Origin of the sequence: Facklamia sp. P13069, from assembly GCF_050409405.1 — a bacterium.
Lineage (GTDB): Bacteria > Bacillota > Bacilli > Lactobacillales > Aerococcaceae > Facklamia.
On sequence record NZ_JBNUPN010000031.1, the window covers coordinates 1 to 17,688 of the forward strand.

The 17,688-nt window shown below is 31.4% G+C and carries 26 protein-coding genes and 2 pseudogenes; 26 read left to right on the forward strand and 2 right to left on the reverse strand.

Annotated elements, in window-relative coordinates; translation table 11 throughout:
- Positions 1 to 199 precede the first annotated feature (199 nt).
- A complete protein-coding gene (gene rplM / locus ACQV2T_RS08325; RefSeq protein ID WP_428893513.1) occupies positions 200 to 643 on the forward strand; it encodes a 50S ribosomal protein L13 in 444 nt (147 codons plus the stop codon).
- 11 nt (positions 644 to 654) lie between these two features.
- Entirely contained in the window at positions 655 to 1,047 is a 393-nt protein-coding gene (gene rpsI, locus ACQV2T_RS08330; protein WP_090289633.1) for a 30S ribosomal protein S9, read from the forward strand.
- An 80-nt stretch (positions 1,048 to 1,127) separates the two neighbouring features.
- On the opposite strand, the gene ACQV2T_RS08335 is transcribed toward rpsI, so the two are convergent.
- Together ACQV2T_RS08335 and ACQV2T_RS08340 are read right to left on the reverse strand one after the other, a co-directional pair.
- The gene (locus tag ACQV2T_RS08335; protein ID WP_428893532.1) at positions 1,128 to 2,285 is read right to left on the reverse strand and encodes a tyrosine-type recombinase/integrase; all 1,158 of its coding nucleotides are present in this window, start codon (positions 2,283 to 2,285) and stop codon (positions 1,128 to 1,130) included.
- Between the two features lie 104 nt (positions 2,286 to 2,389).
- Positions 2,390 to 3,031 (reverse strand): helix-turn-helix transcriptional regulator, encoded by a 642-nt coding sequence (locus tag ACQV2T_RS08340; protein ID WP_428893514.1) that lies wholly within the window; start codon positions 3,029 to 3,031, stop codon positions 2,390 to 2,392.
- A 149-nt stretch (positions 3,032 to 3,180) separates the two neighbouring features.
- On the opposite strand from ACQV2T_RS08340, the gene ACQV2T_RS08345 reads away from it, so the two are divergent.
- The 24 genes and pseudogenes from ACQV2T_RS08345 to ACQV2T_RS08460 all read left to right on the forward strand — a co-directional run bounded on the left by ACQV2T_RS08345 (position 3,181) and on the right by ACQV2T_RS08460 (position 17,407).
- Entirely contained in the window at positions 3,181 to 3,405 is a 225-nt protein-coding gene (locus tag ACQV2T_RS08345) for a helix-turn-helix transcriptional regulator (protein WP_428893515.1), read from the forward strand.
- 26 nt (positions 3,406 to 3,431) lie between these two features.
- Positions 3,432 to 3,713, forward strand: coding sequence for a hypothetical protein (locus tag ACQV2T_RS08350; protein ID WP_428893516.1), 282 nt, complete (start codon positions 3,432 to 3,434; stop codon positions 3,711 to 3,713).
- Positions 3,714 to 3,862: 149 nt separating this feature from the next.
- The gene (locus tag ACQV2T_RS08355) at positions 3,863 to 4,111 is read left to right on the forward strand and encodes a hypothetical protein (RefSeq protein WP_428893517.1); all 249 of its coding nucleotides are present in this window, start codon (positions 3,863 to 3,865) and stop codon (positions 4,109 to 4,111) included.
- A gap of 33 nt (positions 4,112 to 4,144) precedes the next feature.
- Positions 4,145 to 5,800, forward strand: a complete 1,656-nt coding sequence (locus ACQV2T_RS08360) for a phage resistance protein (protein WP_428893518.1) — start codon at positions 4,145 to 4,147, stop codon at positions 5,798 to 5,800.
- Positions 5,801 to 6,004: 204 nt separating this feature from the next.
- Positions 6,005 to 6,805, forward strand: coding sequence for a bifunctional DNA primase/polymerase (locus tag ACQV2T_RS08365; RefSeq protein WP_428893519.1), 801 nt, complete (start codon positions 6,005 to 6,007; stop codon positions 6,803 to 6,805).
- A 14-nt stretch (positions 6,806 to 6,819) separates the two neighbouring features.
- Complete coding sequence (locus ACQV2T_RS08370; protein WP_428893520.1) at positions 6,820 to 6,996, forward strand: hypothetical protein; 177 nt, start codon at positions 6,820 to 6,822, stop codon at positions 6,994 to 6,996.
- Positions 6,997 to 7,112: 116 nt separating this feature from the next.
- Positions 7,113 to 7,328 carry a hypothetical protein gene (locus tag ACQV2T_RS08375; RefSeq protein WP_428893521.1) on the forward strand — a complete coding sequence of 72 codons (216 nt, stop codon included), beginning with the start codon at positions 7,113 to 7,115 and terminating at the stop codon, positions 7,326 to 7,328.
- 12 nt (positions 7,329 to 7,340) lie between these two features.
- Positions 7,341 to 7,541: a hypothetical protein gene (locus tag ACQV2T_RS08380; RefSeq protein ID WP_428876553.1), complete on the forward strand. Its 201-nt coding sequence runs from the start codon at positions 7,341 to 7,343 to the stop codon at positions 7,539 to 7,541.
- Entirely contained in the window at positions 7,531 to 7,809 is a 279-nt protein-coding gene (locus ACQV2T_RS08385) for a hypothetical protein (RefSeq protein ID WP_428893522.1), read from the forward strand. The genes ACQV2T_RS08380 and ACQV2T_RS08385 overlap by 11 nt, the downstream gene beginning before the upstream one ends.
- A 12-nt stretch (positions 7,810 to 7,821) precedes the next feature.
- On the forward strand, positions 7,822 to 7,965 hold the full coding sequence (locus tag ACQV2T_RS08390; protein WP_428893523.1) for a DUF2292 domain-containing protein: 144 nt from the start codon (positions 7,822 to 7,824) through the stop codon (positions 7,963 to 7,965).
- Between the two features lie 76 nt (positions 7,966 to 8,041).
- The gene (locus tag ACQV2T_RS08395; protein WP_428893524.1) at positions 8,042 to 8,521 is read left to right on the forward strand and encodes a hypothetical protein; all 480 of its coding nucleotides are present in this window, start codon (positions 8,042 to 8,044) and stop codon (positions 8,519 to 8,521) included.
- Between the two features lie 2 nt (positions 8,522 to 8,523).
- The gene (locus ACQV2T_RS08400; RefSeq protein ID WP_428893525.1) at positions 8,524 to 9,057 is read left to right on the forward strand and encodes a hypothetical protein; all 534 of its coding nucleotides are present in this window, start codon (positions 8,524 to 8,526) and stop codon (positions 9,055 to 9,057) included.
- Position 9,058: 1 nt separating this feature from the next.
- Positions 9,059 to 9,733 carry a hypothetical protein gene (locus ACQV2T_RS08405; protein ID WP_428893526.1) on the forward strand — a complete coding sequence of 225 codons (675 nt, stop codon included), beginning with the start codon at positions 9,059 to 9,061 and terminating at the stop codon, positions 9,731 to 9,733.
- A gap of 1 nt (position 9,734) precedes the next feature.
- Positions 9,735 to 10,226 carry a hypothetical protein gene (locus tag ACQV2T_RS08410; protein WP_428893527.1) on the forward strand — a complete coding sequence of 164 codons (492 nt, stop codon included), beginning with the start codon at positions 9,735 to 9,737 and terminating at the stop codon, positions 10,224 to 10,226.
- A gap of 260 nt (positions 10,227 to 10,486) precedes the next feature.
- Complete coding sequence (locus tag ACQV2T_RS08415) at positions 10,487 to 11,341, forward strand: hypothetical protein (RefSeq protein WP_428893528.1); 855 nt, start codon at positions 10,487 to 10,489, stop codon at positions 11,339 to 11,341.
- 512 nt (positions 11,342 to 11,853) lie between these two features.
- Entirely contained in the window at positions 11,854 to 12,321 is a 468-nt protein-coding gene (locus ACQV2T_RS08420; protein WP_428893529.1) for a lipoprotein, read from the forward strand.
- 153 nt (positions 12,322 to 12,474) lie between these two features.
- Positions 12,475 to 13,371 (forward strand): annotated as a pseudogene (locus tag ACQV2T_RS08425) (MrcB family domain-containing protein).
- An 841-nt stretch (positions 13,372 to 14,212) separates the two neighbouring features.
- A complete protein-coding gene (locus tag ACQV2T_RS08430) occupies positions 14,213 to 14,626 on the forward strand; it encodes a Panacea domain-containing protein (protein ID WP_428893530.1) in 414 nt (137 codons plus the stop codon).
- Between the two features lie 3 nt (positions 14,627 to 14,629).
- Positions 14,630 to 15,610, forward strand: coding sequence for a hypothetical protein (locus ACQV2T_RS08435; RefSeq protein WP_428893531.1), 981 nt, complete (start codon positions 14,630 to 14,632; stop codon positions 15,608 to 15,610).
- A 421-nt stretch (positions 15,611 to 16,031) separates the two neighbouring features.
- The gene (locus tag ACQV2T_RS08440; RefSeq protein WP_428874019.1) at positions 16,032 to 16,385 is read left to right on the forward strand and encodes a DUF5684 domain-containing protein; all 354 of its coding nucleotides are present in this window, start codon (positions 16,032 to 16,034) and stop codon (positions 16,383 to 16,385) included.
- 144 nt (positions 16,386 to 16,529) lie between these two features.
- The gene (locus ACQV2T_RS08445; RefSeq protein WP_428882420.1) at positions 16,530 to 16,808 is read left to right on the forward strand and encodes a hypothetical protein; all 279 of its coding nucleotides are present in this window, start codon (positions 16,530 to 16,532) and stop codon (positions 16,806 to 16,808) included.
- Positions 16,778 to 16,876: pseudogene (locus ACQV2T_RS08450) on the forward strand (transposase); the annotation flags it as partial. The gene ACQV2T_RS08445 and the pseudogene ACQV2T_RS08450, both read left to right, overlap by 31 nt.
- Before the next feature lie 68 nt (positions 16,877 to 16,944).
- A complete protein-coding gene (locus ACQV2T_RS08455; protein ID WP_428874027.1) occupies positions 16,945 to 17,277 on the forward strand; it encodes a hypothetical protein in 333 nt (110 codons plus the stop codon).
- Complete coding sequence (locus ACQV2T_RS08460; protein ID WP_428875144.1) at positions 17,210 to 17,407, forward strand: hypothetical protein; 198 nt, start codon at positions 17,210 to 17,212, stop codon at positions 17,405 to 17,407. The genes ACQV2T_RS08455 and ACQV2T_RS08460 overlap by 68 nt, the downstream gene beginning before the upstream one ends.
- The last annotated feature ends 281 nt before the right edge of the window (positions 17,408 to 17,688 follow it).

Sequence of the window (17,688 nt, forward strand, 5' to 3'; positions counted from 1 at the left end):
ATAAGCATGCCCATTTAGAAGCACCTTGTGTAACATATGTTTGACAACTCTAGAATAAATTTGAAGCAGTGTGAGAAAAACGCTTGACATTAGGGGTTAATAAGGAATATAATAGTTGACGGTATTGTTTACCCCACACATGAGCCCCGGAAACTCATCGTAACCGTAAACAACTAGACAAATATTGGAGGAAAACAACGTGCGTCAAACATATATGGCTAAAAAGAACGAAGTTGAACGCAACTGGGTATTATTAGATGCCACAGATATCCCATTGGGACGCCTTTCAACTGTTGTTGCATCAATCTTACGCGGAAAAAATAAACCCACCTATACCCCACACGTGGATACAGGTGACTTTGTAATCGTAATTAATGCTGAAAAAATTGTCTTAACGGGTAAAAAAGCAACAGACAAGAAATATTATAATTACTCAGGACATCCTGGTGGAATGCGTGTCACTACAGCAGGTGAAATGCGCGACAAGAAACCTACACGCTTAATCGAACGTTCAGTAAAAGGAATGTTACCAGACAACCGTTTAGGTCGCAAACAATTCACTAAACTTTTTGTCTATGAAGGTTCAGAGCATAACCATGCCGCTCAACAACCTAAAAAATTAGACATCAATACATTAATATAAGGAGGGATTAAATGGCTACAGTACAATACTTAGGAACAGGTCGTCGTAAAAACTCATCAGCACGCGTACGCTTAGTACCAGGAACTGGTGAATTCACTGTGAATGGTAAGCCTTTGGAAGAATACATTCCATTTGCTCACTTACACGAAGTAATCAACCAACCATTCAACGCTACTGAAACTTTAGGATCTTATGATGTTATTGTGAACGTAAAAGGTGGAGGCTTCTCTGGTCAATCAGGTGCCATTCGTCACGGAATCGCACGTGCACTATTAAACGTCGATCCAGACTTCCGTCCTGCATTAAAATCAGCTGGACTTCTAACACGTGACCCTCGTATGGTAGAACGTAAAAAACCAGGTCTTAAGAAAGCTCGTAAAGCATCACAATTCTCAAAACGTTAATTGTTATTATATCAACGTTTCAAGACACTTTCCTTTATTGGAAGGTGTCTTTTTTTGTGTCTTGGCTAACTTTTGGCTAACTATTCTTGTAAATTTCTATATGCAATCTCCCCAACGGCCATAGGGATAACGTTAGATGAATTTACATAAGCTTTAGTTATGCTTGTATCCGAATGTGTTAAAGCTTCAGATATCGATTCTAAGCTCATTCCGGCTTGCTTAGCTAAAGTAGCCCCTGTATGACGTAATTTATGCGGTGTAGCGTGAACAAGTTCAGGGTGTCTATCATTATGTCTATTCATCCGATAGTTTAAGTAATCGATATGTAGTCTTTTGTTAATGTTTCCCTTAGTGTCTGCATAGGTAAATACAAATTGTTCTGGACTTTGGATAATATTAAACCTACTTAAAAAGATTCTTTGTTCATTTTTCCACTGTCTTAAAAGAATCATTAATTCTTGTGGAATATTAAATGTAGTTTTCTTTCTTCCTTTAGTAGCTTTAACGTTACCGTATTTATCTAATGCTTGAACGATGGATACTTGCATTTGTTCAAAATCTATATGCTTCCATTGAAGGGCATAGGTCTCTGACTTTCGATCAGATAGAAAGAAAGTAGTTAAAAACAGAGCATAATCTTTTGTTTCTAAAATTCCTTCTTCATAATCTTCTCTTAAAGTGGTTAACCACGTTCTCAATTGTTCTTGAGACAAAAATTTAGCTTCATCAGCTTTTGAATTATCTAATTCAATTTTCTTTATAGATTTTATTCTCTTTAGAGAGCTATTCAACTTATTTGATTGAATGTAATCATGTTCTTCAGCCCAGTTCATAACAGACAAGAAATAACCTCTCAAAGCTTTGAAATTAGCGTACTCTTTAGCCTTAGAGGTCATCAAGTCTGTTACAAGCCGTTTATTATCATTTAAATAATCTATTTTATATTTGCCAAACATAGGTAAGATGTGACCTTTAAAGACCAATTTGGTGTTATTAATTGTTGCTAAACTTGGAGGTATAGCTGCAGATGTTGTTTGTCCATCAATATATGATGGAAGCCACATTTCATTATAAAAGTCTTTAAATGAAATCTTCTTATTTGGAGTGATATTACCCTCTTCAATCGACACTCTAAATCTTGCTTCAGCTAATTCAGCTTCTTTTCTCGATTTAAAGCCCCTTTTCTTAGTAATGATCTTCTTACCAGTCTTATCAGTTCCATAATAGCCGGTGTACATAAATTTTCTTTGGCCATTACTCAATCTATATTCTTTAATCATTTTTGTTTCCTTTCCACCTAGTACGCTGCCCAGTGACTATGATGGTGGGGGGAATAATTTAATTATATGGTATAAAAATTTCTGAAGTCAAAACTCTCATTCTCAGCAAAATCATCTATATAAGAAGATAAATCTAGTTTTAGGTGTTTCCTCATAAAGCCGATTATTGAATCAGTAATTTTATCCATTATTTCATTTTGGTTTTCGGGATACAATTTTGAAATAACATGTTTTAAATATTTATCTTTATCAGTGATTACCACTTCAGATACAACCTTTCGATTAGATACTGTGATAGATAAATCTACATCAAAATAAATATCTATTCTGTATGTGTTGTCTGAAATTAACACTACTAAATGATAAATACAATCAAAACTTTTATTTAATGAACTTTCCGAATATTCAAAATTTAAATTACTTAAAGGTTTTGAAGCTTTAATATAATAAGGTTTGCTTGGGTTATTTACAAAAGGATCTTGGTAAGTATACTGTCCATATAAAATATTTTCTACAGTTGTATTGCCCAGTTCTGCAATTTGTTTTAATCTTTCTTCATTTGGATAGTTATAGTCATTTTCCCAATTACTAACTAAACCTCTACTAGCTGGGGGTCTTAAAAGTTGTCCAAATTTTTCCATCGAAACTTTAGAGCCTAATGATTTTCTAATTTCTCTTATCTTATAGCCAATTTTTCTTTTCAATTTATAACCTCCTTATTTACATTAAATCACAAAATTTCAAAAAACGCACTAATATTTTGAAACTTACCCTTGTAAAATTTTAAATTATATGGTTTAATAAAAATTGTAAAAACGCACTAAAAAAACAGTGCAACCAAGGGAGTGATGTTTTGGGCTCAGAACGTATAAAAATATATAGAAATATTCTTGGGTTAACGCAGACTGATTTAGCAAAAAAATTGGATATATCTTTACAATCATATTGGAAGAAGGAAAAAGGAATTGTAAATTTTACTGATAAAGAGAAACTGATCTTAAGAGATTTTTTAAAAACGTACTATCCGGGAATAACTATAGATGAAATTTTTTTTAAGGAAAACGCACTAAAAAAATAGTTCTTTCATTTACAAGGAGGTGTAACATGGAACAGCCCCAACTACAGGTGATAATAACGCCTGAATCACAGAAACTGTTTCTATCTAATGTAGGTAAGTTATTGGATGAAGCAATTGAAGAGGCAGCTGAGAAAGCAAAGATTGCTAAAAGATATGTAACACAACAAGAGCTAAAGAAAATGCTTCAAATTGGAGCAGAAACTTTAAGTGATCTTGAAGCCAAGGGATTGAGAAGAATACCTTTGGGGAGAAAGTGGTTATACGATACTGAAGAAGTTGCAGAGATTCTTAATTCAATGAAAATATAAACCCTATGTACGCTGCCCAGTGCAAGGAGATTAATTTTGGAGACAAAAAAAGCCATAGCAAACGGCAATTTGCTAAGGCAATAAATAATATATCCATCTCCATTATAGCATAGATACTAATAATCATAAATATAGAATGGAGAAATAAAATGGAAAACAAAGAAATTCAACAATTAAAACAATTTGGAAATGATTTATCAGATTTATATAGAGTAATGGAACTCTATCAGGGAAATATTGATGCTTTATCTTTGATAAGAAGAAGTGATAAGTTCGAAATACAGTACTTTATAAATTTGGTTGATCAATTCTTAGATACGCAATTCCACTACAATCAAAAGATTATTAAAGATTTAGATGACATTGCAGCTTACTTAATGAATGTTGGGGAGGAATAGAAAATGAAAAAAGAATAGGAAGGGGGGAACCCTTTGAGTTTGGATGAAATGGACGCGAAGTATTTAACGGATGAATTAAGTCTTATTAAAGTGAACATTGATAATATTAAGCAAATCAAGAACCTAGCAATTTTAAAAAAGATTTTAAATAAAATATTCTTTACTGATATTAAATCAAATTTTCATGTAGCAGAGAACTTAGGTAATGCTCATGTTAAGAGATATTCTGTAGAACCAGAAACTTATAAAAATGTGCCTTTATCTTATATTATTGAACCTAAAAAGACGGGAGCTTTTTATGGAAGCTTGTATAAAAAGGTAGATAAGGAAGGTATGGAAACACAAGAGTTCAAAGAGTATTCATTTAATAGCTATGCAAGATTTTTAATAGACCTGGTCTCTCAAAAAGTTATTTATTCAAAGTTACTAGATCAGTTTGTTATAGTTGAAAGCTTCACTTATACAGTCATTAATCAAGAGAATTTTAATGATTATTACCAAGTGCATCGAAACAGTAAACTTTTTATAGATGATTTCTTAGACATGATGTTAGAAGTTTATTCTGATTCTATTGGCGAAAGGCATAACTATAATGTTTTCAATACTTCACTTGCTGGCAAAGATTGGAAATTTGATTGCAAAACATTGGAAATGGGTAACACTCTTCCTAGAGAGAACGAATTATATTTTGCCTATTATGAAGTTTCTAAATCAGAATTAAATCTTAAATTTGCTGACGATATGTTTAAAAGGATTATGAATGAGAAAGAAAGTTTAAATAATATCCGTTTACTTCACGCTTATATTCTTTTAAGAAAAATGAAACTAATACCTGCTGAAAAATGGTTTCTTTTAAAAGACTTTGGAAGAACTGGGAAAGGCTTGTTGCTAAAGACTCTGTATAATATTTTTAAAGTGAATCCAGTTAATATGGATGCTCTTGTGAACAATCAAGGAGCTAGTACAGAAAATGCTTGGCTTAGTTTCAAAGGAGCTGATGTAGCCCATGCCAATGAATCAGGCGCTATTGATATCAAAGCTATGCGAGTTCTTAGAAAAATCGCAACGGGTGAAATTATCACAGGTAGATCGTTAGGGAACAATGCAGTCACATTCAAGAATGAATCAGTGTTAGTACTCGATACCAATGAGAACGTGGATATCGGATCAATAACAGCTAATACATCAAGGACAGTAAAAATAGCATTTAAAGACCGACCACCAGGTGAAACTACTCAAGAAAGACATGAATTCTTTAAACCATATTGGGATTTTATTGAACCGGACAACGAACTATCTGATATAGCTTCAATATCGTTTCTGATAAATAGCTTAAATTATTTAAGCGATATTGGCGGAGAATTCAAATTTAAAGATACAGTTCTTAAAAACTATTCCAGTGCAGATGATTTTACTGAAACACAACGTCTGATCATTCTAACTGTTGCAAGACACGGATTTGTCTTAGCAGGCGATGAAGATCTTAAAAAAGCTATTTTAGAAGATTACGGGAATTTGAGGTACAAGGAAGCTAAAGATGACATGAAAAAAATTGGCATTGCAATAAATAAACAAAAGTGGATTGAAGGTTCTAATTTAAAAGTTCATAAAATCAAGGACAAGAAACTTTTTAATATCTCGTTAAAAATGTTAGAAGAAGAAAATGAAAGGTTAAATCCTAACTCTTAAATAAGGGTTAGCCTATCTCTTACCTATCTTATAAAAAACCCTAGAAAGACTATTTTAGCAATACCTAACCTTCCTAGCCCTTGTTACTATGCTTATTTATGTTTTTGAGAAAAGAATAGCTTTATATCAACGTTTCTGTTTTTTGTTTTTAATATCTTACTATAGGGTTCGAAAATAAGAGTTAGAGTGGAGGGAGTGAAAGATTTGGATGGATATAGAGCAGCACTTTTATTCTTGGAAGAAGGTTTACAGACAGTTCCTTTAGACAAAAATAAAAAGCCTATTTTATCTTTTAGAGATTTAGAAATTTCTAAAATTTTTATTGAAAAAAACAAGTATGCATATTCAAAAGTTACTGCATTAGGAGCCTTAACTCGAGGAATTTGGTGTATCGATATTGATGTACATGGCTCGAATGGATATGAATCTTTAAAAGACTCTTCATATTACGAAGAACTTAAAGAAAATTTGAAAAAAACGCTTGTTCAAAAAACTCCAAGCGGTGGTCTACATATAATTTTTAAAAAGAGAGAGTGTTTTAGTTATGGCCAAAAAATAAACTATCTTGACGGAGTAGATATTAAAGCCCATGATAACAATTATTTTGTAATTGGAGGAAGTGTGACTTCTAAAGGTAAGTATGAAATTACGAACGTATCTGAACCAAAATTTTATGAGGGAGAATTCGAAAGCCTAATTTTTTCAAACTTTAAAAATTACAAAGATCAAATGTTAAGTAAATATTCAATAAGAACTACCCTAAAAAATTATGATTTATCTCATTTAGGTAGTGTTGGAAGCGGGTTAGGCAAACAAGCATATGAAAGAATTTTAGCACGACAATCAACTGAACGAAATAATGATTTGTATCTCGCTTCAACATACGCCAAACAATGCGGAGTTTCACTTGAACCGTTAAGGGTTTTAATAGGAGACAATAAGAATGGAGGTATATTTACTGAATCAGAATGGATAGCAACTGTTAATAGTGCAAATTCAAATTAATAAAGGAGAACGGTATGGAAGAAAAAAAGATTCTTAAAGAAATATCATCTTTAAGAAATAGTATAAATGATCTATATGGTGAAATTGAGAGTTTAGAGTTTAATTTAAATCAAAAAATTTTAGAAGAAAAAACAGATTTAGAATTTCAAATTAAAAATGTTGAGCAAATGGTAAGAGAGGCACTTGATTGAAAAATATAATTAAATATCCCACCGCCGCTAAAAAACTGAAAGATGATATATCCTTTCAGAGATAGAAGTTTGATAAATATGAAAATTAGTTTAAATAATTAATAAGGAGAAACAAAATGACTCAAGTAATCGTTTTTACCTCAAATAATGAAAATGAGTTGGCAGAAAAAATAAATAAGTTCGTTTGTTTACCACTTGTTTCTTTGAGGGATATAAAATTCTCAACAACTACCACTCAAAATGCAGACAATCTTTATAGTGCTTTGGTTATCTATACTAAGCATGATAATAGATATCAAAAATTATTTGCAGAAAACGTATCTTATAAATAAGGAGAAATAACTATGAAAGAAACACTAAAAGATAGAGTAGAAAGCTTAGAAGCTGAATGTGCAGCTTTAAGAAGGTTATTGAATGAGTTTGAACGGGCAACTTTAAATATGGTAGATGAAAAGATAAAAGAAGCAACATTTGATTATTGCACTTTAGATGAAGTGGGAGATTACTATGATTTAGAAGTAGGAGGAAATTACGATGATTATTAAACTGAATACATGTATTAAAAATAACGAAGGCAGCTTTTTAGATAGAGTGAATAAATATCGAAACAGAAGAATTAAGCAACTTAAAGAGAAGAACTACTCAATCGAAGAATTGCATTTCCTAATAGCCTGTTATGAAGCTGAACAAATTATATTAATGGAAGAAGTCCAAAACGCTGAAGAATTAGACGATCTAAAAGATTATTTAATGGCTGGTTATGACCGACACGCTGACACAGAGTCTATTAGAGACGAATTAAACCTATACTAAAAGGAGTAAGAAATGAAAAATATAACTAAAATAACTATCGAATTAAGTGGAGTTCAAGAAACGATTGAAGCTCCCGACTTTGGACAGGTAGTCATTAAGATACAAAATGGGAAACCGCAAATGGTAGAAACGACTAAAAAGAAACAATTTAAATAGTCTGACTAGATAGACTAGAGGACACGCTAAGCAACTAAAATGCTAGTGTGTCTTTTTCTTTGCAAGGAGTAAAAACGTGGCCATAACAGTTGAAAACATTTATGCAGTAAAGCGGTATTTAAAGATACCTAAAAGGATTCAACGTTTAGAACAATTGCTTGCAAGAGTGTCACCTGATTACTATCAATCACACAGTTTTACTGGTGTAGGAATTCCTTACGATCTAACCGATACTATGCAAGGTTGTATCTGTCCTGAAAATGGAGCTTTAGAAATTATAACGAGAGAAAACGTTTATAAAAAGCTAATTAAGAAGCTTTCTAGGCGATATTCACTTTTTGTAGAAGAATTTACTCTACCAGAAATAGAACACCTTAAACAAAACATATACAGTGATTTAAACCTACTTGTAAGAGCGTGCAAACAAATTGACGAGATAAACGAATATTATGAGTTCATGGAAGAATCGGTTATTTATTCGGAAGAAGACAAGGAGAACATAGAGGAAGTGCATAATATACAGGATGAACTAGAGGAACTATTTGGAGGGATATAACTATGATAAGTGGGTATCTTGCAACAGACCGAAATTTAAGAATACATATAAGACATCATACAATCAAATATTTGATAAATGTTATTTATAATCGTTCACCAACACGGGGCTACACTATAGAAGATACTAAAGACTTTATGCAGTCAGTTAAAGGACTACCTAAAGATCAAGGTAAATATATTTTTACACGGTATTTACAAGGGAAAGGAAAGATTTTAAACCATGTAGAAACGTGTAATAAAATTAATATCTCACAATCTAAAGGAAGAAAGCTAATGAATGAAGCTATAAAAAACATAGCTGAAAGCATGCTCATAATGAAAATTTCAAGATGTAAGCTGATAAAAATAGAAAGCATTGATGATTATCTAGCTACTAGTTCGAAAAATTTAAATTTTAAGATACGGTTATTCTCAGATGGCTTTCATGCAGATGATTATGAGATATTAGAATGCCACAAAGAACCATACAGCAGTATAACCAATTATAAAGTAAAAGTATATTACTCAAAATGGATAGATAAAAAGGAGAATTAAAATGAATTATAAACCATATGAAAGAACAGTTGAAATATTAGATAAATTAAGAAACAAAGCATTGGATGTGGCTAGGTTCAGTGATCCATCGGATAACTACTACGATCAAAGTTTTCATAGAAGTCATATCGGAATATTGAAGGACAGGGCTTTAAAAGAAGCTCCAAATAACGCTGATAAAATACATTTAAAAGCTATTTTAGATTTAAATGATCATCAGAACTATTATAGCGAAGAATTTAACCGTCTAAGTCAAGAATTGGAACAAATGATTGAAGAGGAGGACATCAATACTATTTGTAAAATGGAACAGGCAGAACTGTTACCTGAAATAATCAGAATGAAGCAAAAATTAGCTGATGAAATTGATTCAGCAAGAGAAGAAATAAACAAGGTAATTAAAGAAACAGAAGTTAAAGCTAATGGAGTATTAGAGAAGTTAAGAGCGATCGAAAGAGTTGAGAATTATATTTTTAATTCAACACATAGATATGACATGAATACTAAAATAGTATCTGAAACTTTAACTAGCCATAAATTGTTAACGCCTATTGCGGTAACATATCATGATGTTGATAAAAATGAAAGAAATAGCATGATGACATTATTTGATAAAAATGTTAGAAGCAAGTATGTGAATTACGATTTAAGAAAAGACATTTTAGGAGGATTATAAGATGAATCAATTTGATAGATTAATTGCTCAAACAAACGGTCAAATGGGTAAAGTTCCACCAGTAATTGAATACCGGGTACAATGGGTGCCGAAAGACACAGAATACTCAAGGTATGTTGTGGAAGACGGGCAAGGTTATATCTATACAAAATATAATCCTAAATTTTATCCAAACTATAAAGCAGGGACTGAAGCAAAATTAAAAGTGAATCCCGAATGGCACAATATGAAGTTTTATTATTATTATAATGATCCCGAGGAAACAGAAGAGGAACGCATTAACTATATTAAAACAAGAGATTATGGGATGGGAGAAGTAAAAATGATGAGTGGAAAATATTTTGATGGAACTTCTTTCTCAATTATTGATCCAAAAAGTGAAAGCCATAATACATTATTAAAGGCGGAAAAAATCTATGCTCAGCTTGATTTTGAACTTAAAATTATTCGCAAAATATATCACGAAGCTGGTTTCTACAACTACGAGTATTAGGAGGAAATTAGAATGGGGAAAACTATTAATTTATTTAGCTATGTTACCATCTATATCTATAATGGAAACTATAAAAACTATACTAGTGTGGCTTTATAGGTTAAAGATAATTTGGTATATGGTGATCTTATTTTAAGGAGTTTCATTAATATAGGATTGTGATTGGTTCGCATATTGGAATAAACGAATCACTTCCTTTCTTAACCACCCTATGCGACGAGGGTGGTTTTTGGTATAGTAATATCAAAAGGGTGCAAGTAATGTTAAATAAAGAAATAATGAAAAATACGCTATTTGATACTTTAGTTGAAGCTTCAAAATCTGGTGTTATTAATGTTGGACAAACACTGGTTGAAAATATTGGAATGGATGCAACTAAAGAGATAGCTGCTAATGTTGCAATTGAAACAGGGGTGAACTTTCTTCCTATAATAGGATCTGCCTATCAATCGTATAAAATAAATAAGAGGCTAGAAAGACAAGATAAATTCATTAAATTACTTCAAAGTAGACTGGACTCATTTATAAATAGAGTACATCAATCTCTCGAAGAAAAGCAAAAGTATTCAGAATTGTTAGATTTTTCTCTCGAATCTGTGGGGCTTTATTCCCAAGAAGAGAAGATTTCATATTTAGCAAATGGGTTAATCACAATGTTTAATACAGATAACATTTCTTTCGATATCGGTTACCTTTATATAAACACATTAAATCAAATTACACTATTAGATATTGAAGTACTAAAGTTTTACTTAGGAATCCAACAAGTTGAATATTACCAAAAAAACAATAGAAGAACTTATCAAGATATTCTAGATAAATTTAAAATAGAGTATTATCAATATGAAGCTGTTCGTGATAATTTGTATCGTCTTGGTTTATTAAGAAAGAGAACAGAACGGAATCAGTCAAAAGACTTGAAAAATATCGAAGAAAATTTAGAAATACTTGACTCAAATGTTAAATCTATATTTAAATATATTTCAAACATAGATAAAAGAACTAATAAACTATCTTCATATAAAAAAATAAATGTTAAATTCGAAACAAAAGATAATTTAGAAATAAGTAAATTTGGAAATGAATTTGTCAAATATTTTTGTGAAGAATTATAAATAATGTAAAGCACCTTAATAGGTGTCTTTTTATCATGCACAATACCTAAGGATTGATAAAGATGAGAGTTGGTAGACCCCCGGGTCGATTTCAAATGAAGTCTATTCGGGGGAACCAGACAACGGGGAGGGGGGGAGACTCCGGAAAAAATATACGCGCGCGCGTGAGAGGGGGTATATGAATATGCTGCGAATTACAAAAATCGTTGCATAAAGATTATTCTTAATAAACAGGTTTACAGAAACTGGAACTCAGATTAATAATAAGGCAAATAATTATTTACTTTATTTATTAGTGATGGCTATTAGTTGTATTTATAGTATATTAATATTAAAAAGAAAAATCTTGTCGCTATTTATTTTAATCGGATACAAAATTACAAGCACTTAAAAATCTATCTTAGAAGCTGAAAACGATGAACACGATCCTATTATCATCAAGAAAGATGATCAGTCACGTATTATTGGTAAAGCTGTTAAGGTTTTAAATAATTAATAAATGGAGGTCAATTATGAAAAAACCAATCTTATTATTATCAAGCTTATTAATTCTATCTGCATGCGGTCCATCCAACGACACCGTAAAAAATGAGGAAAAGATTGAAGAAACAACTTCACAAACTACAGCTTTTAAAATTGGTAACATTGAAGAGAAAGCAAAAGAAATTTTTGGAGATGATATTCGGTTCGAAATAGATGAAGAAGTTTCAAATTTTGATATTAGTGAACCTCATACAGAGTATAGAGTTACGCTGACAGATGTTTCTATCGCAGAAGCAAACGATCGAATAAATAATAATCAAGGGACTGACCAAGATCAAAAAAAAATACGTGACATTCAAGAAAAAACAAAAAAATTAGCGCAAGAATTAGAAAATGATCTAGATGCAATTACTGTTGATTACATTAATGAAGTTGAGAACGTTTATTTATTGGCACGTAGGCAGAAAAACAAAGACATTACTCCAATTGAAGAATAAAATAAACAGCCACAACTAACCTCTCAAGGAAACAATTGTGACTGTTTGATAAATAGAAAAGATTATTAAAAATAAATCTTTTCATAAATATTATATCATAAAATTTAATGAGGGAGATTTATTATGACATTAAGTAATTATTTAATTGAGATAATGAATGAATATGAAAATAATAGAAAAACTGTTTTAAAAAACAATGATCATGCAAATTTCATAAGACGAGAAGCGGATAACGTAATTCCAGAGAAGACCTTTAATAGGGATCAGTATAAGATAAAAGCCTCCGCCGGAAGTGGTAATTGGGCTAGTGTACCATGGTTGGCGATATTTGATAAGGAAATAACAACTAGTGCTTTAAACGGATTATAAATAGTTTACTTATTTTCGAATGATTTTAGCAAAGTCTATCTTTCCTTAAATCAAGGATGGACTTTTTATGAAAATATGGGTAAAGAAGGATTTCAAAATTTAGATATTGTAACAAATTATTTTAAGAAGGAAGCAAAAAATTTTGTTACTGATACTTCCTTCACTACCAACCCTATTTCAATCGATATTAAGAAAGAGAAAACTAATCGCCCTAAAGGTTATGAAAAAGGAAATATTTTTAGTAAAGAATATTCTTTATCAGAGTTAAGTAATAACGAAAGTTTGATTGATGATTTGGTGTTAATTAAAAAAGTGTATAGCTACTTTAAAGAAAATATACTTAATGGCAATTACGAAAAGACTGTTTATAAAATAATTGATGGAAAATTAAAACAGCCAAATAATAAGGGTTTTCATTTAGGTGATGAAAACAATGACGACCTACTTACTATAGCTCAGGATAAAGAAGGAAAAAGAATAAAGATATATGGTTACAAATATGAACGTAAACCCTATTTAAGAAAAAAGGCGATAGAAATTCACGGAACGTCATGTAAAGTATGTGGCTTTAATTTTGAGAATAAATTTGGTGAGTTAGGAAAAGGTTTTATTGAAGTTCATCATGTAAATCCTCTTTATTTAAATGATGGTGAAAAAATATCAATCCAGAAACAGATTTAGTACCAGTTTGCCCTAATTGTCACAGAATGCTACATAAAAAAAGAGATGAGATAACGACGGTAGATCAGTTGAGAGAAATAATTAAAAGTAATAATAATATTTAGTATTACACTAAATAATTATTAAAAAGTTTCAATACATCAATACTAAGCTCATTTCAGGATTGATGATGGAGGGAAGTTTCATCCTTTGATAATTGAAATATAAAAAAGATCAATAGTAATGTGAGCTTAACTTAAAAACTTTTTATAATTGATGTGAATATTCTAGTATCAAGTCATTAATTTAGTGGGTTGACTATTTACATATAAAACGTCGAAGTTATATAATAAATAAAAAGGAGCTTTTTTTATGGAATATTCGTTGACTGTCACACTTAGTTCTCTTCCTGAAAAAATTTTCAAAAAGAAGTTTTATATTTTAATATAAAAGATTTAGAATCAGCAGAGAAATTTTTAAATAAATTAACCAATAAATATAAAAATAAATATCTTTATAACTTCAAACAATCAGGGCTTACATCTGATGAGAAAGATAAAAGAATAGTAATGATAGATTTGTGGCAAAGGGAATTGAAAAATACTAAGTTTCCATATTGGAAAGGTTTAAATGACTATTATTATATATATGATGTAAATCTTATGAAAGAAATATCTATTTTTTTGAGGAAGCATAACTTTTAAGTATAAAATTCTGTAAACTTATATACACATAGTTATTTGAGAATTCAAGCCTTTGTTATAGATACTGTTTTAAAGATGATTTTATGTTATAATAAAGGTAATAAATAATTTATTTCTAAGAAAAAAACTGTCAATTTGACAATCTAGGAGGTGCTTGTATGACTATGAGACAATTTTCAGACCATGTAATAGCTGTTTCAAATAAAAATGGGATACCTATTACTAACTTAGCTTTACAAAAAGTTATGTATTTTGCTTTAAAGAATTCTAATTTAGATCCAGAATTTTTAGCTGAAATATATTCAGAACCATTTAAAGTTTGGAGATATGGACCAGTTGTCGAGAGCGAGTACAATAGATTTAGACAGTTCTCATCGGCTCCTATAGATGGAGATTTTGAAGAGGTTGATGAGTATAATGTTTTAAATGACGAGATATTAAAAGCTGCGAACGAAAAAGTATTCCGTTTAGTGGAAAGAAGCCATAACATTGATTTCTGGATTAATAACAGTTGGAAAATAGATCGATACAGAAGCGATGTTGAGTATCCTTTAGAACATTTCATGGAGTAGATAATGGAGAAAAATATTCAATTACTTAATGAAACAGCCAGTAGCTCTATATTTTTCAAATATAGAGCTATTTTAGATAGGATAAAAACTGATCTGAAATTTTCACTTGATAGAGAAAAAGTTAAAGAAGAAATTTTAGACTTACTTTTGGAAGTTAAAGAAAATAGGGTTTCTAGAATTTCTTATGTACCAATCACAAATTATGTGTACAAACTTGATCAAGAATTTCGTGAGCCGCTTACTTATTTAATAACAAATATGGTAGATGTTTTACAGTCTATTATTAATGGAGAAGAATCTTCTGAGTGTGATATAGATGAGGATACATTAATGTGCGTTGTTAGAATGGTAGAACATACTGAATTAGCTAATTCTCAGAGATCAGTATTATTTGATTCTACTGAAGAAAAGCTAAAAGTTGCGCATTTAGAAATAAAAAAATATAAAAAAGACATAGAACAATTAAAAGAAGTTAGCGACCAACTATCAAAAAAACATGCTAATTTAACTACTGAAATTATTTCTGTGTTAGGAATTTTTTCATCTTTAATATTCGCGGTTTTTGGAGGAGTTTCTCAATTGGGTGAATTAGGAGGGGCATTATCTTCTACACCACTTCACAAAGTATTTATATTTACTGGATCCTCTTCAATCGTTCTATTAGGAATTGTGTTTATTGCGTTTAATGCTACAGCGAAAATGACTAAAAAAAATATAAGAAGTTGCTGTAATAATGAAAATTGCAATCATAGTTTAATAGAAAAGCACCCTACTTTCTTCTTTTTGATGTGGTTATTTTTATCGATGATAGCAATTGGTTTATTATTCTATTTAGTAGAATCTAAAAACCTTTACATATCAACTCAAATTTTAAAAATTCCATGGTCACTAAAATATATAGGAATATTCTTCTTAATAATTTCCCCAATTTTGTCTCTGCTTTATATTTTTTGGCAAGAGCATAAGAAAAAAAGAAATAGATAGATTATCCTATATTTAAATCATAATCACAGGGCAACGTACTAAGGTAATTATTGGCTAACCTTTTGGCTAACTTTCCAAAAAATATCAGAAATTGTTGGAAAATGTATTTATAAGGAATGTTATTATATCGGCCTTTAGCTAACATTAGCAACTCTAAATAAATCAAAAACTAACAAACCAGGTCTTAAGAAAGCTCGTAAAGCTTCTCAATTCTCAAAACGTTAGGACAGTCGTTGCGAACTTGTTCCCTTACGAATGTGCTATGGGACGGAGATTCCGCAGGAATCGAGTACCAATCATTATTACAGCAGATATTCAAGACACTTTCCTTTATTGGAAGGTGTTTTTTGTTTTTAAATTTTATTAGTTATTTTTAATTTTATATAGTATACTTAAAAAATATAAGAAGGAGAGTGAGTAAATGGGAAATATGTCAGACGGTTTTTCAAGTATACTATACATGGTATTTGTAATTATTTTTATTGTAGGTATGTGGAAACTTTTTGAAAAGGCTGGTGAAGCTGGGTGGAAGTCACTGATCCCTATTTATCAACTATATATTCAATTTAAAATTGTATACGGTAATGGATGGAAAGTGTTATGGCTATTAGTTCCGCTAGCAAATATCTATTTTATCATCATGTTTTGTTTAGACTTAGCAAAAGTGTTTGGAAAGGGTGTTGGATATGGTCTCGGGCTTCTTTTCGGATTCCCACTTTTTTCAGTAATTTTAGGCTTTGATGATTCAGAATATTTGGGACCAAAACGTAAATAAATGATGCACCTATTTTTATTATATGAATATCATTTATACTTAAACATCTTCCGTTATGGAGATATCAGTATGTAGATAAAACCCTCTAGATCACAACTTATAGTGATTTAGAGGGCTTTTATATGTATAATAAAGAGAAAATGGGTGATTTCCATGATGTCAGTCAATGCCGATAGTAAAACATTTGAAGCACGTAATCAGATCGCTTTTCATGCCCTTGAAGAACTCGTTCTTGAAGACCATCTTCTGAGAAAAATTGATCGCCCTATAGATTTTTCATTCAACTATGCTGTAGTAGAAGATGTCTATTGTTTGGATAGTGGACGTCCAAGTTTTGATCCGATTACGCTTATCAAAATCTCATCATTCAACATCTCTAAGGTATTCCAAGCATGCGCCAAACCATTCAAGAAATTCAAGTGAATGTTGCTTATCGCTGGTTCTTAGGATTATCTCTCACGGATTCAGTGCCCCATTTTTCAACCTTTGGAAAGAATTACAAGTGGCGTTTTGAAGGAACAAGTATCGCCCAACAGATCTTTAGCCAGATACTCACGCAGTGTTTGGAGGCAGGAGTAGTCGATACCCAAGCAGTTTTTATGGATGTACTCACGTCAAAGCTTGTGCGAATGGCCGGAAATATACCAACGAAGAAGTGCCGGTACAAGCCAAATGGTTGGCAGATGAAATGCTGGAAGCTGTTCAAGCAGATCGGATGATTCATAGAAAAAAGTCGCTAAAAAACACAAAAAAGGAGACCTTAACAAAGTCCCAAACAATCAGTCCCAATGATCCGGAGGTAGGGTGGTTTCATAAAGGGGACCATGGCCAAGTTTTTGCCTATACTATTCAAACAGCTTGCGATCGCAAGGGGATGGGTATTAGCTTATAGTGTCCATTCAGGAAATACCTACGATACACTGGCTTTCCCCTTCTTATTTGAAAAAATCCCTTCTTTTAATCCGACTTATTTAATAGCAGATGCAGGGTACACAACGCCTATCAATGCACATTTTCTATAAAAATATGAAAATACACTGGTGTTCCTTATACGCGACCAAGACGCAAACTAAAAATAGAGATGTTGCTTATGACGCGTACTATAATTGTTATTTAGATATAAATTGCAAATACAACTTAGCCACCTAGTACAAAGGAGTCCTCGCCCATGAGAAGTGTGAGTTCAATGATCCGTGTAGCTGTTTAATCTTTCTGTGAGGGTTTGATAAGGAGCTGAGCCATGGTACCCTGATGGGCTGAGCGGTTTATCTGGCGTTTACGCTAGGAAACCATGGCGAAGGAG

What these genes read in the sequence shown, in the direction of transcription:
- rpsI (WP_090289633.1), top strand. Translation starts at nt 655, where the DNA reads ATGGCTACAGTACAATACTTAGGAACAGGTCGTCGTAAAAACTCATCA.
- ACQV2T_RS08335 (WP_428893532.1), bottom strand. Translation starts at nt 2,285, where the DNA reads ATGTACACCGGCTATTATGGAACTGATAAGACTGGTAAGAAGATCATT.
- ACQV2T_RS08350 (WP_428893516.1), top strand. Translation starts at nt 3,432, where the DNA reads ATGGAACAGCCCCAACTACAGGTGATAATAACGCCTGAATCACAGAAA.
- ACQV2T_RS08355 (WP_428893517.1), top strand. Translation starts at nt 3,863, where the DNA reads ATGGAAAACAAAGAAATTCAACAATTAAAACAATTTGGAAATGATTTA.
- ACQV2T_RS08370 (WP_428893520.1), top strand. Translation starts at nt 6,820, where the DNA reads ATGGAAGAAAAAAAGATTCTTAAAGAAATATCATCTTTAAGAAATAGT.
- ACQV2T_RS08375 (WP_428893521.1), top strand. Translation starts at nt 7,113, where the DNA reads ATGACTCAAGTAATCGTTTTTACCTCAAATAATGAAAATGAGTTGGCA.
- ACQV2T_RS08380 (WP_428876553.1), top strand. Translation starts at nt 7,341, where the DNA reads ATGAAAGAAACACTAAAAGATAGAGTAGAAAGCTTAGAAGCTGAATGT.
- ACQV2T_RS08385 (WP_428893522.1), top strand. Translation starts at nt 7,531, where the DNA reads ATGATTATTAAACTGAATACATGTATTAAAAATAACGAAGGCAGCTTT.
- ACQV2T_RS08390 (WP_428893523.1), top strand. Translation starts at nt 7,822, where the DNA reads ATGAAAAATATAACTAAAATAACTATCGAATTAAGTGGAGTTCAAGAA.
- ACQV2T_RS08400 (WP_428893525.1), top strand. Translation starts at nt 8,524, where the DNA reads ATGATAAGTGGGTATCTTGCAACAGACCGAAATTTAAGAATACATATA.
- ACQV2T_RS08405 (WP_428893526.1), top strand. Translation starts at nt 9,059, where the DNA reads ATGAATTATAAACCATATGAAAGAACAGTTGAAATATTAGATAAATTA.
- ACQV2T_RS08410 (WP_428893527.1), top strand. Translation starts at nt 9,735, where the DNA reads ATGAATCAATTTGATAGATTAATTGCTCAAACAAACGGTCAAATGGGT.
- ACQV2T_RS08415 (WP_428893528.1), top strand. Translation starts at nt 10,487, where the DNA reads ATGTTAAATAAAGAAATAATGAAAAATACGCTATTTGATACTTTAGTT.
- ACQV2T_RS08420 (WP_428893529.1), top strand. Translation starts at nt 11,854, where the DNA reads ATGAAAAAACCAATCTTATTATTATCAAGCTTATTAATTCTATCTGCA.
- ACQV2T_RS08430 (WP_428893530.1), top strand. Translation starts at nt 14,213, where the DNA reads ATGACTATGAGACAATTTTCAGACCATGTAATAGCTGTTTCAAATAAA.
- ACQV2T_RS08435 (WP_428893531.1), top strand. Translation starts at nt 14,630, where the DNA reads ATGGAGAAAAATATTCAATTACTTAATGAAACAGCCAGTAGCTCTATA.
- ACQV2T_RS08440 (WP_428874019.1), top strand. Translation starts at nt 16,032, where the DNA reads ATGGGAAATATGTCAGACGGTTTTTCAAGTATACTATACATGGTATTT.
- ACQV2T_RS08460 (WP_428875144.1), top strand. Translation starts at nt 17,210, where the DNA reads ATGGCCAAGTTTTTGCCTATACTATTCAAACAGCTTGCGATCGCAAGG.